13 protein-coding genes are annotated in these 14240 nt (G+C 26.7%); all 13 read right to left on the bottom strand.

The window, feature by feature from the left end:
* Nucleotides 1-2 precede the first annotated feature (2 nt).
* From ACJJVY_RS07030 to ACJJVY_RS07090, 13 genes are read right to left on the bottom strand one after another with little or no spacing between them, the layout of a single operon-like run.
* Nucleotides 3-554 carry a WcaF family extracellular polysaccharide biosynthesis acetyltransferase gene (locus ACJJVY_RS07030; protein WP_405606313.1) on the bottom strand — a complete coding sequence of 184 codons (552 nt, stop codon included), beginning with the start codon at nt 552-554 and terminating at the stop codon, nt 3-5.
* A complete protein-coding gene (locus ACJJVY_RS07035) occupies nt 551-1699 on the bottom strand; it encodes a glycosyltransferase (protein ID WP_405606315.1) in 1149 nt (382 codons plus the stop codon). The genes ACJJVY_RS07030 and ACJJVY_RS07035 overlap by 4 nt, the downstream gene beginning before the upstream one ends.
* A 47-nt stretch (nt 1700-1746) precedes the next feature.
* Nucleotides 1747-2736 carry a glycosyltransferase family 4 protein gene (locus ACJJVY_RS07040; protein ID WP_405606317.1) on the bottom strand — a complete coding sequence of 330 codons (990 nt, stop codon included), beginning with the start codon at nt 2734-2736 and terminating at the stop codon, nt 1747-1749.
* A complete protein-coding gene (locus ACJJVY_RS07045) occupies nt 2736-3989 on the bottom strand; it encodes a hypothetical protein (protein WP_405606319.1) in 1254 nt (417 codons plus the stop codon). Before ACJJVY_RS07045 ends, ACJJVY_RS07040 begins: the two co-directional genes overlap by 1 nt.
* Nucleotides 3990-3993: 4 nt before the next feature.
* Nucleotides 3994-5112, bottom strand: coding sequence for a hypothetical protein (locus ACJJVY_RS07050; RefSeq protein WP_405606321.1), 1119 nt, complete (start codon nt 5110-5112; stop codon nt 3994-3996).
* Complete coding sequence (locus tag ACJJVY_RS07055) at nt 5109-6125, bottom strand: glycosyltransferase (RefSeq protein WP_405606323.1); 1017 nt, start codon at nt 6123-6125, stop codon at nt 5109-5111. The genes ACJJVY_RS07050 and ACJJVY_RS07055 overlap by 4 nt, the downstream gene beginning before the upstream one ends.
* Nucleotides 6122-7126 carry a hypothetical protein gene (locus tag ACJJVY_RS07060; RefSeq protein ID WP_405606325.1) on the bottom strand — a complete coding sequence of 335 codons (1005 nt, stop codon included), beginning with the start codon at nt 7124-7126 and terminating at the stop codon, nt 6122-6124. Before ACJJVY_RS07060 ends, ACJJVY_RS07055 begins: the two co-directional genes overlap by 4 nt.
* A gap of 4 nt (nt 7127-7130) precedes the next feature.
* Nucleotides 7131-8567, bottom strand: coding sequence for an MBOAT family O-acyltransferase (locus tag ACJJVY_RS07065; RefSeq protein ID WP_405606327.1), 1437 nt, complete (start codon nt 8565-8567; stop codon nt 7131-7133).
* A gap of 3 nt (nt 8568-8570) precedes the next feature.
* Complete coding sequence (locus ACJJVY_RS07070; protein ID WP_405606329.1) at nt 8571-9680, bottom strand: glycosyltransferase family 4 protein; 1110 nt, start codon at nt 9678-9680, stop codon at nt 8571-8573.
* Nucleotides 9681-9707: 27 nt separating this feature from the next.
* On the bottom strand, nt 9708-10688 hold the full coding sequence (locus ACJJVY_RS07075) for a hypothetical protein (protein WP_405606331.1): 981 nt from the start codon (nt 10686-10688) through the stop codon (nt 9708-9710).
* A 4-nt stretch (nt 10689-10692) separates the two neighbouring features.
* Nucleotides 10693-12150, bottom strand: coding sequence for an MBOAT family O-acyltransferase (locus tag ACJJVY_RS07080; RefSeq protein WP_405606333.1), 1458 nt, complete (start codon nt 12148-12150; stop codon nt 10693-10695).
* 3 nt (nt 12151-12153) lie between these two features.
* The gene (locus ACJJVY_RS07085; RefSeq protein WP_405606335.1) at nt 12154-13263 is read right to left on the bottom strand and encodes a glycosyltransferase family 4 protein; all 1110 of its coding nucleotides are present in this window, start codon (nt 13261-13263) and stop codon (nt 12154-12156) included.
* On the bottom strand, nt 13260-14240 hold the full coding sequence (locus tag ACJJVY_RS07090; protein WP_405606337.1) for a glycosyltransferase family 2 protein: 981 nt from the start codon (nt 14238-14240) through the stop codon (nt 13260-13262). The genes ACJJVY_RS07085 and ACJJVY_RS07090 overlap by 4 nt, the downstream gene beginning before the upstream one ends.

The raw sequence follows: 14240 nt of genomic DNA on the forward strand, positions 1-14240 counted from the left end.
TATTATTCTGTTATTTTTCTTTCTCTAACTTTTACAGCTGGGTTACCTTGGTAAATTGAGTAAGTTTCTAAATTATTTGTTGCAACTGAATTTACTGCTAATATAGCATGAGACTCCAAAGTTACCCCAGGACAAACTATCGATTTTGCTCCAACCCAAGAACCTTCTTTTAAATTGATTTCTCCTATTTTTAAATCGAAACTTGATTTTTTATAATCATGATTTCCACACAATAACATTGCTCCTTGAGATAAGCAAACGTTGTCTTCTATAGTAACTTTTGCCAAATTATCTATCCAAACACTTTCTCCTACCCAAACAGAATTTCCTATTTCTAATAACCAAGGATATTTTACAGAAACTCCTGGTTTAAAAACAACACCTTCTCCTATTTTTGCTCCGAATAAACGCAATAAAAAAACTTTTAAACTAGATATTGGGTTTAGTGGATTGATAAAAAAAAGGACATTTACAAAGTACCAAAGAAGTATTTTTATTTTTGATCCAGGATTATACCAAGAGTTATCATATTTTTTAATATCAACTTTAATCATATAACATCTACAAATTTTGGTTTGTTTTCCTTTGTTAAAACCCAATTATAAAGTTCTAACATTTTTTTAGCTACGGATTCCATAGAATAATTATTTTTTATTAATTCTCTTCCGTTTCTACCTAAAACCATTAATTCTTCTGATGATTTAGACATAGCATCTTGTAATGCCAACTTTAAAGGATCTACACCAATATTAATCCACCAACCACAATTATACGTTTCTAAATCTTGCCAAGGTGCACCTTTTGTTGTAATTACAGGTGTATAACTCACTAAAGCTTCTGCTATTACAATACCAAAATTTTCACTAAAAGTTGGTAAAACAAATAAACTTGCTTCTCTAAAAAGCTTTATTTTCTCATCTCCAAAAACAGGTTGCATAATTTCTATTTGATTAATTAAATTATCAGAAATTATTTTATCTTTTAATGATTGAATGTAAACTTCGTCTCCGTTACCAACTATTTCTATTTTCCAATCTTTTCTTTCTTCTTCATTGATTAACTTCCACGCTTCAATTAAATTTTCAATTCCCTTTTTAATATGTATTCTAGATAAAAATAGTATTTTTTTAGGTTGCTGTTTCTTTTTAGGTTCTGCTTCAGGAAAATCATCAATATTTACACCATTTGGTATCATTGCAATCGGGTTCTTAAACCCTAAAGTTCTAATACTCTCTACTTCCATTGGAGCAGTTGCGTGAATACAAGTAGCTTTTGATAAATCTTTATATTGAAATAATTTTAATGCTAATTTCTTTTTAAACTTAGCCTGAGTTAAAGACCAAGGTTCTAACATGCCTCTTACTGTTATGATATAAGGGATCTCCTTTTTTCGAGCAATTTTAGACATGTAGTGCACAGGTAGTTCCCAAAGGCTATGTCCATGAAATAATTTATTGGATGATTTTTCTAATTTTAATATTAAATCTTTAGAATAGCCTAATTTACCAAAACGAAACAAGTTAATTTTACCTCTATTATTCTTAAAATGATTCGCTATTGGATTATCACTTTTTAAAGTACTCAGTTCTATTTCAATATTTGAATCTGTATTATGAATTGCTTCAATTAAATGTGTAACACTTCTTGCAGGCCCTCCACTAGAAACATCTATTGTTGAAATGACATGATGAAAGTTCATGAGTTTTTAATTTATTAATCTTTTTCAGCTTTTATATTTTTTGCTAATTACTTAGCTTCGATAACCTCTTTATATATATTTAAATAATCATTGGTTATTTTATCAATTTTAAATCTCTCAACGTTTTTTAATCCTAGATGAATTATATTCGTTCTATATTCAGCATCATCTATCAACTTTTCTACTCCTTCTTTAATTGACGAAATACTATTAGGATCAACCAAACAAGCACTTTCACCTGCTACTTCCTTCATCGCCCCCATATTAGAAGTTATTACAGGTCTACCAATTGCTTGAGCTTCTATAATTGGCATTCCAAACCCCTCGTAAGTTGAAGCAAAACACAACAAATCGCAATTTTGATATGCATCTATAATTTCTTCATATGAAATAAAAAATTGATTAAAATAATTTATTTCTAACTTTTCTAATAACAATAATTGCTCCTTAGCAAGTTTTCCTATAATATGTAACTCGCAAGAAATTTCTTTTAATGATTCTATAGTATTTTCTAAATTTTTATTTGACTTTGTCCCAATCAGTAAAATTTTAGGACATGAAGCATTAAATTCTTTAGGCTGATATTTTAATTCTTCTTTAACAGGGTTGTATACTACTTTAATTTTATCCTTTGCAAAAGGTATTATACTTACAAGTTCTTTCTTAGAAAACTCTGAAATTACCGTAATTTTTTTTACAGATAATGCAGGAATCCAATACCAAAAAACCTTCATTAAAAAAAACTTAATTTTATTTCCATTAAGAGTAGAACCTACATCGTGTATTGTTAAAATTGTTTTTCCTTTTAAACCTAAAGTCACATAATTTATGTGCCCAGTTATGTGATTAAGCTTACCACTATTAGCTCTTGTATATTTAATATTTTTAAATATATTTTTAAAACTAATTTTTCCGTAAGGCATTGTTATACTTTCTACAGAAATTATAACTGATAACTTTCGAGAAACTGCATCAAACAATTCTTCAATACTATTAAATTGGGGCTCTTTTTTTCTAAAGAAAAACTTTACTTTCATTAAACTTCCCAGTTAAAATATTTTCTAGAAATATAAAAGAATAAAGCAACAACAATACTTGCTTTTACTAGATGGTTTAATGCCACAAATAACTCTGTTTCTGCTTTTACAACTTGTAAAAATAATAATGGTACAAATATTAATAATAAAGGGTGTTCAATACAAAAATCGACTATTTTAACCCAATACCAACTCAGAAACCAAGCCCATACAGCCATAAAAATAATCCCACCAAACATTCCATAATTAGCATAACCTTCTCCCACAAGACTAATTCCCATAGAAGTACCATGACCTAAAATAAAACCTGTAAATTTTTCGAAATTTTCTTTACCTCCTGCAAGCTTTTTATTTTGACTTAGAAATCGAGGTAATAATGTTCCCTCTATAGCAGTTACAACTGTTTCACCATCTGCATAAGGCTGAACTTGAGGAACATGATCCATTACAGATGATATATGCCATCCTTGGTTTAACCTTACATTTAACCTATTTAAATTCTTATCATCAGAAAAATAAGAATCACTCATTGTTCCATCAAATGTGTTTAAAAATAATTCTATTTTATTTCCATTATAACCTTTCCAAACAGCTTCTCTAAAAGATGCTTTTACCATTTGTATAACAACTACAAATGCTAACCCACCACCTATTAATAACAACTTAGTTTTTACTGTTGGTTTATTCTTCAATGCCCAAATTAAGAATAAAAACATACCCCATAAGATAAGATCATGAAACATGGCACTTCTTAAAGAGTTAAATAATAAATAAACTAATGAGCCATAAAAGAACAAACGATCCATTCTTTTTTCAGAAAACAATAATACTCCCGCTCCAACAAATTTAAATAAAGAAATAAGGTATAAGAAAAATAATAAACTTGGTGGTGCAAATCGTTTTAAAACATCAGCAAATATACCTATCAACAATAAATACCTACCATATGTTACATAATTAGAAAAATCAAAATCTAAAGTAAGCTTATAATGCTTAGTTCTTATTAATAGAATAATAGCAAAACCTAAAAATGCAGGTACTACATAAGACATATAAGTTTGCTCATCTACTCTCATAAAATATTTAAAATCTTTTACAGAAAGTATATAAGAATTATATGCACCTACTATCCATTGTAAACCTGCTATAAGTAACATCAGTTCTATTACAGGTAAACTTTTACCAATTTCGTTAAAAAACCTAACAGCAGTAAAAGCTACAAACAAGACTCCTAAAATTGACCAAAAATACATGTGTCTAAGAAATTAAAGTATTAATATACGGCATATAAACAACCTCAGCAAAAAAATGTTGGTGGTTTTCTATAGATAATTTATTTGAACTTAATAAATCAATCGTTTTGATATCTGTAAAATTGACTGATAAAATTCTTGGGCTAGACTGCTTATTATAATTGATAATACCTAACATTTTATCTGAATACCATACTTCTAAACCACAAGCCATATATTCAAACAATTTATTGGGTGCGTTATATTTATAATTGTCAGTATTTGCCTTATACAAAATTACTCCAACATTATATTTCGGTAGCAATTTAGGCATTTCATTATATTCAACACCTTTTTCATTAAAATTAATCCACTTAGAGTTTAATTTAATTAAATAATCTGTTGTATCTTGATGTAAATTGTAAGCATAAATATCAAAAGTAACTTTTCCTTTTTGCTTTTCAACCCATTCGCAATACTCTTGTATGTATGTATCTTTTAATGATAATGAACCTACATACACAGTTTTTACAACTTCTGCACTTTCTTGAAAATTATCATTAAATTCTTGCAACCATGATTTTGCTGGATAATTCGGTAACTCTATCATTTGATTTTTAGAAACCATAGGATTATCTTTTAAAAACAATTTAATTCTATCTTTATTTGTTTGAGAGATACTCTCTGCTTTTTCATACAAGAAGGTTTGCTCTTGTTTATGGTACATTTTTACTAGTTTCATTCCTCTTTCATACCATTTGCTCGAAGCATACTCATGATAATGTATATACAGTTTTGTTTTTTTACCAAATAATCTATAATACCAATAAACAGGACCAACTGAGTAACTTTCGTAATATAAAATACTATCTGGACGTAAGAAGCATAACTTAAAAAACACAGATAAATTAAATAACATATATTTAAATAATCTTAAGATTATATTTTCTTTTTCTTTCGGTGCTGCTACTCTATAAATGTTATCTAAACTTTTATTTTTATAAGGTTTTCTTCCTTTATTATTTTTAGTAGAAAACACCTGTACTATAACATTATTACTTTCTGATATACAATTTAACAGATTAGTTACTGGAGGATAGAACTCTAATGGCAAATAGTGGATAACTGCTAATTTTTTTTTCATTTTAAAACCTTTAACACTAATTCTTTTAAAATAGCTTTATAATAATATCCACCTTCATTTACTCTCTTATAACCTCTTTCAGAAATATTTTTTAATTCTTTTTTATTTTTAAAAAGATATTTTATTTTTTCTATTAATTCTTCTTCAGAATTATAAAAAACAACTTCATCATCTTTGTAAAAAGAAGCAATTTCTTGATTGTATTCAGTTAATAAAGCTGTTTTACACGCAGGAATTTCAAAAGTTCTAGTAGTATGTTGCTCAGGAAATTTTTTAGACAAAGCTCCCCAAGCCATTACTGATTTTGAAATAAATTTAGAATATTCTTCATTCATTAATTTTTTACCAGCAAATGTCAGTAAAGTATTATCTTTATGTTTCTCTACAAATTTTTCCCATCCAAACCCTGCTACATTTATTTTTATACCTTCAGTTAAGAAAGCTTCCATCATTTTAAAGCGATTAGGTTCTGCTAAACCAATAAAGGCAATACTATTTTCTTTATCAACGAACTCAATCTTTGGAGTGTGATTTTCTTTTGAAAAACCTTGCGTAGTTATAATTAATCTATCCTTTTTTACTCTTTTTAAATACTCTTCTTTTTCTGGTGATTTTGTTGTAATGACAAAATCATATAAATACATAGCTTTATAAAACATCTTAGATTCATTTTCATAAAAAGCCATATCTGGTGTAAAATGCACTAACTTTGGAGTTGATTCTCTTAACTTTTTTGTTATTTTTTCGCTAACAAAAACCCCTTTATCAACCCAAATTAAATCAAACTTCTCTTGATTTTCTAATTCTTGTTTAATAAAAGCATTTGTACTTGTAATTAAAGGCCCTATTTTAAATCTAAAACCAAAACTCCTCCATAACGCAGCTGTTTTATAAAAAGGAACATGTGTATCAATAACAACAAATTCTTCTGCTTTTACTATTTCCTTAAGCTGATCTGCACGCATTTTACTGGTTGTACCATCAGAATATTGTCCTATATATAGTATTCTCAAAATATTGTTTTTAGGCTTTTATTAATCTCTAAACTAAATTTAGAAGAACCTCTATCATTTAAATGAGATTTATCTCCAAAATACTCATCCTTATAGAAACATAAATCACTATCAAATTTAAAGTTTGGATATCTTAATTTTAATGCTGCAAAATACTCATTATAACTCTCATTAAACTCCTTTGTAATATTTACGTAAGAACTTTCATTAAAAGGTGCATTCTTATAAATTAAGTATATATTATTCTTCTTTGCTAAATCTAATAACTTAATCAAAGAATTTGATGCTACTTTATTAGGCACAAAATTTAAAACACCTTTTTGTGCTTCTTCATTTAACTCGCTTGATTCTTTTCCTTTTCCGTATAAATGATATCCTTTATTTTCGATAATATCATTATAAAAGACATCATTTCTATTACCTCTTAAAAATTTTGAGTTTGTTATTTCTGTTTGAAAATATAAAGGCCACTTTAAAAGAATTAAATACGATTTTATTATTGCTAATTTATTTTCTAAATAAGACATATTTTCCTGCTCTTCAACTGGTTTCCAAAAAGTCAATCTATCTTCATTTAATTCATTAAAAACTTTATTTACATCATTAAAATTTAATAAAGACAGTTTAAGAGAGTGCGCAAAAAAATGTTCTGATGCCATAAAATGTATAGCTCCATAAGAAACAATTAATGTATCTATTTTAATGTTTTTATCTAGCATATCTTTTAGTATAAAATAGCCTTCAATTGATGTAGATCCTCCTAAAGATAAATTTAGGAATTTACTTTCTATTAAATTTGGCTTTATACCTGCCTCTGCTCTACTATCTCCTATTATAAAATTTTTGTATCCTTTTCCATTTTCATCTTTTACCTCCTTAATAAACTTTACCGCAGAAAATGTTGGATCCATATATCTTGATGGAAAAATTACAACAATTAATGTTGCAAAAACATACCCTAAGAATACTATTAACAGTGTATTTAAAATAAATTTTTTCATGAAATTAAAATTGAAAATAAATAAATTCTTTACCAGAACTATGATTTACATATATAAGAATCATTAAAAAAGTATAAAAGCCATATCTACCTATTTTATTTTTAAAAGTATTTAATTCCATTATTGCATATTGTTGACTTCTACCTTTCCATTCTATGAATAAAAATAATAGTATTGTTAATAAAGTAAACTTAGGAAAATACTCAGGAGCCTCAAAAATAGTTTTAGAAAATATTTCACTTATAATTTGCATGGCTTGATGTATGTTTTCTGATCTAAAGAAAACCCAAGCTAATACTGTTAAATTAAAAGTCAATAACATAGAAATAAACTCTTTAAAATTAGGAAGCATTTTCCCTTTAGCTACAATTTCTATATTATTTCTGTTATTTTTACTTAACATGATTGGTAAAAAATAAATAGCATTTAACAATCCCCATGCAATAAATGTCCAATTAGCTCCGTGCCAAAATCCACTTACCAAAAATATGATAAATGTATTTCTTACTTTCATCCATATGCCACCTCTACTCCCTCCTAAAGGAATGTATAAATAATCTCTAAACCAAGTTGAAAGAGAAATATGCCACCTTCTCCAAAACTCTGCCATATCTCTAGAAAAATATGGAAATGCAAAATTTTGTTTTAAATCGAAACCAAAAAGACGAGAAGTACCAATTGCTATATCTGAATAACCTGAAAAATCTCCATAAATTTGAAAAGTAAAAAATATTGCACCTAAAAACAAAGTACTACCATTCATATTTGCAGAATCATTAAATATCATATTTGCATATTCTGCACAATTATCTGCAATTACTATTTTTTTAAACAATCCCCAGAGTATTTGACGCATTCCATCCACGGCTTTAGTATATTCAAATTTTCGTTTTGAATAAAATTGAGGTAATAGATGCGAAGCCCTTTCAATAGGACCTGCTACTAATTGTGGGAAGAAACTTACAAAAGCAGAAAAAGCAATAAAATTTTCTGTTGGTTCAAGTTTTTTTCTATAAACATCTATAGAATAACTTAAAGTTTGAAAAGTATAAAAACTGATACCAACAGGTAAAATTATATTTAAACTATTTGTTTGTATTTCTGATCCAAAAAAAGAAAAAGCAGTAACAAAATTGTCCAGAAAAAAATTATAGTATTTAAAAAAACCAAGAAAACCGAGATTTATTAAAATACTTGTCCAAAGTAAAATCTTTCTTTTTATTAAATTCCCTTCCGTTTTTAACTTTCTTCCTATTAAATAATCTACAATAGAACTAAATAGTATTAAAGATAAAAACCGCCAATCCCACCACCCATAAAATAAATAACTAGCTGCAACTATTAATAAGTTTTGTAATTTTAAATTTTTATTAAACACAAACCAATAAAGTACAAATACTATTGGTAAAAAAACTGCAAAATCTAAAGAGTTAAAAATCATCTATTAACTGTTTATATTTTTCATTATTCTTTCTCCTACCTTATCCCAAGTATTATTTAATATGGCATTTTCTCTAGTAAATTGACGCATTTTTAAATAATTCTTTTCGTCGGAAATCATTTTAATCATTTTATCAGCCAACTCTTTTTTATCTCTAGGATCCTCTAATAAATATCCTGATTTACCATCTATCAAATATTCTGGTATTGCAAATTTATTAGAAGATATTGCAGGACAGCCAAAATAAGCCAATTCATTTATTACCAAAGTATTTGTATCTTTTAAAGTAGGATGCAATAAAGCAAACGCAGTTTTAAATATATTTATTAATGCTTCTTGTTCTTTAACAATACTTTTTCTATAAAAACCTAAATAACTAACTCCTTCAATATTTTTAATATCCTCACCCGGATCATCTCCAACAATCCATAAACTTACATCGTTATATTGTTCTCTTAACAATTTTATTGCTTCAACTACAACCAAACCTCCTTTAGGTATAAACTCTCTAGACACAAATAAAAAGTTATATCCACCTTTAAAAGTGTCTTTCTTTGGTATATCTATAAAACCACCAACACCTACACTTACAAAATTCAACCCATTTAAATTATAAGCTTTTTTTGTTTCTGCTAAAGCCCACTGAGATCTAAAAAAAACTTTTTTTGCTTTGCCTAACCATTTAGCTTCCTGAGTATAAATTCTTTGTAAATCTTTATTAAAAAACTCTTGCTTGTCATTATAAATATCTACATAGGTAGCAAAACAAGCATCATTAAAGCAATAGTAAGGTTTGTCTGGTTTTGTCTTAATCCATCTTGTAAATCCATGAAAAAAATAAGATTCTGTATCATCATTTTTTTCAGATTCATGAAAGCTTTTAGCAATATCTTTTAAGGTTTTTTCAGAAAAATAGTGATAAGATCTTTTAGCACCTAATTTTTTACGTCCTACAGATATTACTTTAGAAAGTATATCTGTCTTAAGTTTTATTACAGAATAAGTAACTTTAGAACATTTCTTTTTTAAAATATTAAAAGTTGCAAAATTAACACCAGAGCCACCTCCACTAGATTCTCTAATATTTATTTTTGTATAATACGCTATCTTCATTACTTAAACTATTCTCTTACTTCTAAATTACTTTGTAATTCTGCTTTTTGGATAAACAAGGCTATCACTAACATACATACTAAACTTTAAAGCTCCAATCTCATTTAAATGACCATTATTATAAAAATACTTATCATTTTTTACAATATCATCTTCAGAAAAATCAATTAACCTAGTATTTGTTTTACTTGCAATTTTTTTGGCTGTATCTATATATTCATCATAATTTATAAATGAATTTTGTCCATTAATATGCATTGGTGCAATTATTAGAACTGGTGTTATATTGTATGACTTTATTTTATTAATTAAGTTTTTAAACCTTAAAACTGTTTCATCTGAAATTTGAATATTTTCTTTAAATTCTTTAGATTTTCTAGTATCATTATATGTTTCTTCATGGCCTAAAAATCCTTTTTCAGCATCTCTCTTAAAATTCTCTTTATTTAAACTCTTTTTTAATCCTAAAAAGGCGTTCTTATAATATGTATGATTTGCTACAATAAAAGAATAAAATGGTACATTGTATAATTTAGAATGTAATTCTGGCGCTACTTTTTGTATATTTTCTTTTAAATAAACGTTTGATTTGTATGCTAAATATCTTCCTGGTTTTGTCACCCCTTCCATTTTTGAAAACGAGAAAAAAGCAAGACCAATAATTATTGTATCACAATTTTTAGAATAACTAAGAAATTCATCAATTAAGAATTCACTTTTTAAAATTGGTGTTCCATCAATTCCTAAATTATAAAAACTTTTATTTATATTAGATTCAATAATATTTGAATTAAAACCAACTTCGGTAACAGACGACCCAAAAACAATCACATCAGGATCAATATCATGATTCATTATAAGATTAACCTTACCTGTATGAGAATCTGATGATAATGAAACATAATAAGCCATCGTTTTTTCTAAAGAAAAAATAATTATTGTTAAAAACAAACAAAAACCAACGGTATTTTTTACGAGATTTTTAACCTCAAAATTTACGTTTCTCATTTTTTTAAAATTGAAAATAAATAAATTGATTAACTTCAAAATAACCAAATATCAATATTGCTAAAACTAAACTAGTATAAATACTCCATCTAATCAACGGTCTTTTTTTAATTATTTTAGCCTCATTTAATTTATTTTTTATTACTAAAAACTCCACAAGTAACAAAATACAAATAAGTAGAAAATTTCCTAAAAATTTCCACAATGGATTATTTATATATAAATGCATCCCTCTTGTAATTGTTACTAAAGACTGAGAAAAATCAAATAAATTAGATATTATTAAAAAAGCATCATTAGTTGAATTTGCTCTAAAAAATACCCATGCAAAACATACAATACAAAAAGTAAATATTATTTTAATAAAATTAAAAAAAGCACTTTTTTTCTTATCTAAATTTAATTTTTTGGTGTTTACTATATTTTCTATAATTAATATTATTCCATGTACAAAACCCCATATAATAAATGTCCATTGCGCTCCATGCCAAAAACCACTAACTACAAAAACTAAAAAAAGGTTAAAATACATACGAAAAGTATTAACTCTATTTCCACCTAAAGGGATATATAAATAATCTCTAAACCATGTTGAAAGTGAAATATGCCAACGTCTCCAAAATTCTCCTAAAGATTTAGAAAAATAAGGGCTCTTAAAATTTTCCATCAGTTTAAAATTAAACATTCTAGCAACACCAATTGCAATATCAGAATACCCAGAAAAATCACAATATATTTGAAATGCAAATAAAATAGTAGCAATAATATAATGGATTCCTCCAAATTCATCAGGTGAATTATAAACCGTGTTCACTGTTAACGCAAGTCTATCTGCAATTACAACTTTTTTAAATAATCCCCATAAAACACGTATTACTCCAAATTGTATATTAATAAATTTTATTTTCTTTTCCTTAGTAAATTGAGGTAACAAATGAGTTGCCCGTTCTATCGGACCTGCTACTAATTGAGGAAAAAAACTTACAAAAGCAGCAAAAACAATAAAATCTTCTGTTGGTTCTAGTTTTTTTCTATAAACATCTATAGTATAACTTAAGGTTTGAAAAGTGTAAAAACTAATACCAACTGGTAGTATAATGTTTAAATTATTTACTTGTATTTCTGTTCCGAAAAAAGAAAAAGCAGAAATAAAGTTATCTAGAAAAAAATTGTAATATTTAAAAAATCCTAAGAACCCAAGATTTACTAAAATACTTACCCAAAGTAAAATTTTACGTTTTGTGTGTTCTTTTTCTATTTTTAATTTACGACCTATTAAAAAATCTACAACAGTACTAAAAAATATTAATGATAAAAACCTCCAATCCCACCAACCATAAAATAAATAACTTGCAGCTACTATTAATAAATTTTGTTGTTTTAAATTTTTATAAAATACAAACCAATAAAGTATAAATACAACTGGTAAAAAAACAGCAAAATCTAAAGAGTTAAAAATCATCTATTAACTATTTATATTTTTTAACATTCTCTCTCCTACCTTTTGCCAAGTATTATTTAATATGGCATTTTCTCTTGAGAAACGACGCATTTTCGAATAGTTATTTTCATCTTCTATCATTTTAACCATTTTAGAAGCTAACTCTTTTTTATCTCTTGGATCACTCAGTAAATAACCAGATTTACCTTCTAGCAAATACTCTGGTATAGCAAATTTATTAGAGGATATTGCTGGACAACCAAAATAAGCTAGCTCATTTATAACCAGAGTAGTAGTATCTTTTAACGTAGGATGAACAATAGCAAAAGATTCTTTAAAAATTGTATTTAACTCTTTTTCTTCTTCAGGAATACTCTTATCAAAAAAGCCTTTATATATAATACCTTCTTTTTCTAAAACATTTTCAGGAGGTCTTTCTCCCACAACCCAAAGACTTGCTTTAGGAAATTTTTTTCTTACTTCGGTTATTGCATCAACAACAGTAAGCCCTCCTTTCGGTATAAATTCTCTAGAAATAAAGAGAAAATTAAAACCTTCTTTATAATTATCTTCTTGTGGTATATCTATAAAACCACCAACACCTACATTTATAAAATTTTTTCCATCTATGTTATAATATTCTTTAGTTTCATCTATAGCCCATTGTGATGTAAAAAAAACTTTTTCTGCATTTTTAAGCCATTTTTTTTCTAATTTAAATATCCTATCTAAATCTTTTTCTAAGAAATCTTCTTTATTATTATAAACATTTACATAAGTAGCAAAACAAGCATCATTAAAACAGTAATAAGGTTTGTTAGGATTTATTTTTATCCATTGTGTAAAACCAAAAAAGAAATATGCATTAAATTCTTGTACCTTCTTTATTGAACTAAAGGTTTCATAAACTTTGTTTAATCGATTTTCTGAAAAAAAATGATATTCTCCTTTTAAGCCAACAACCCTTTTTGCTTTAGAAATTGTTTTTTTATAATAATCACTAGAAGGAAAAATAATCGGCATTAAAGAAACTTCAAAATTCTTTTCTAAAATTTTTTTTGTTGCCACATTTAAGCCAGATGCACCACCACTTTGTTCATTTAATTCAATATTTGTAAAATATGCAATTTTCATGAATTAACTTTTAAAAATAAAGACCTTAATTTTAAGGCGTTTTTTAACCCTATTATTTTACCTATCTTCTTAAAATTCTCTCCTCCTACTGGCCACATCTTTTGATGCCCTAGAGTATAAAATTTTTCTTCTGCTCTTTTTTGTAACTCTGGATACAAAGGGTAAAATTGATAAATAAAATTTAAATAATTTTCTCCTAAACTTTTTTTAACTTTTTCTGAATTCATATTTTCTTTGCAATTTTTCTGATATAATTCATAAGATTGTAATAATGACGAAGCTTTCTTAAAACTAAGTCTGTTTTGTTGAGATATACTTTCTGAATTACCTGATCTGTAATACACTTTTGCATCTTTACAAAACTTTATTTCTTTTGCTTTAAGTAATACTTTCGAAAAAAACTCTCCATCTTGGTTTAATGTTAAATCTTCATTCCATTTACCTGCCTTTTTAATTAAGCTACGGTGCGTTAACCAAACTGAGGTTTGCCCCATTCCATTTCCATTCCAACTATCCACCAACCAATCAATAGGTTTTTCGTAATCTTTATTTATATTTTGATTTTCCCATTTTACATCTTCTGGGCTATTATAAAATCGTCCCCAAACACCGCTGCATATAATTTCATTTCCAAACTCTTCAAATAATTGCATTTGTTTTTCAACTTTTAAAGAATCTAAAATATCATCAGCATCTAAATATTGAATATAATCTCCATCACTTAACTCAAATCCATAATTACGAGCAGCACAAGCTCCTTTTCCATAATTTTTAAAAACTTTTATAAAAGACAGGTTTTTATCTTCCAATCTCTTTAAAATCGAGCTCGTATTATCTGTAGAATAATCATCTATAATAATTATTTCTATATTCTTATAAGATTGATTTAAAACAGATTCTACCGTTTCTTCAATATAAGATTCCGCATTAAATGCTGGTATAATTATTGAGACTTTTGCTTTCGATTTTATTGTCAT

Source organism: Polaribacter sp. Asnod1-A03 (genome assembly GCF_045063585.1).
Lineage (GTDB): Bacteria > Bacteroidota > Bacteroidia > Flavobacteriales > Flavobacteriaceae > Polaribacter.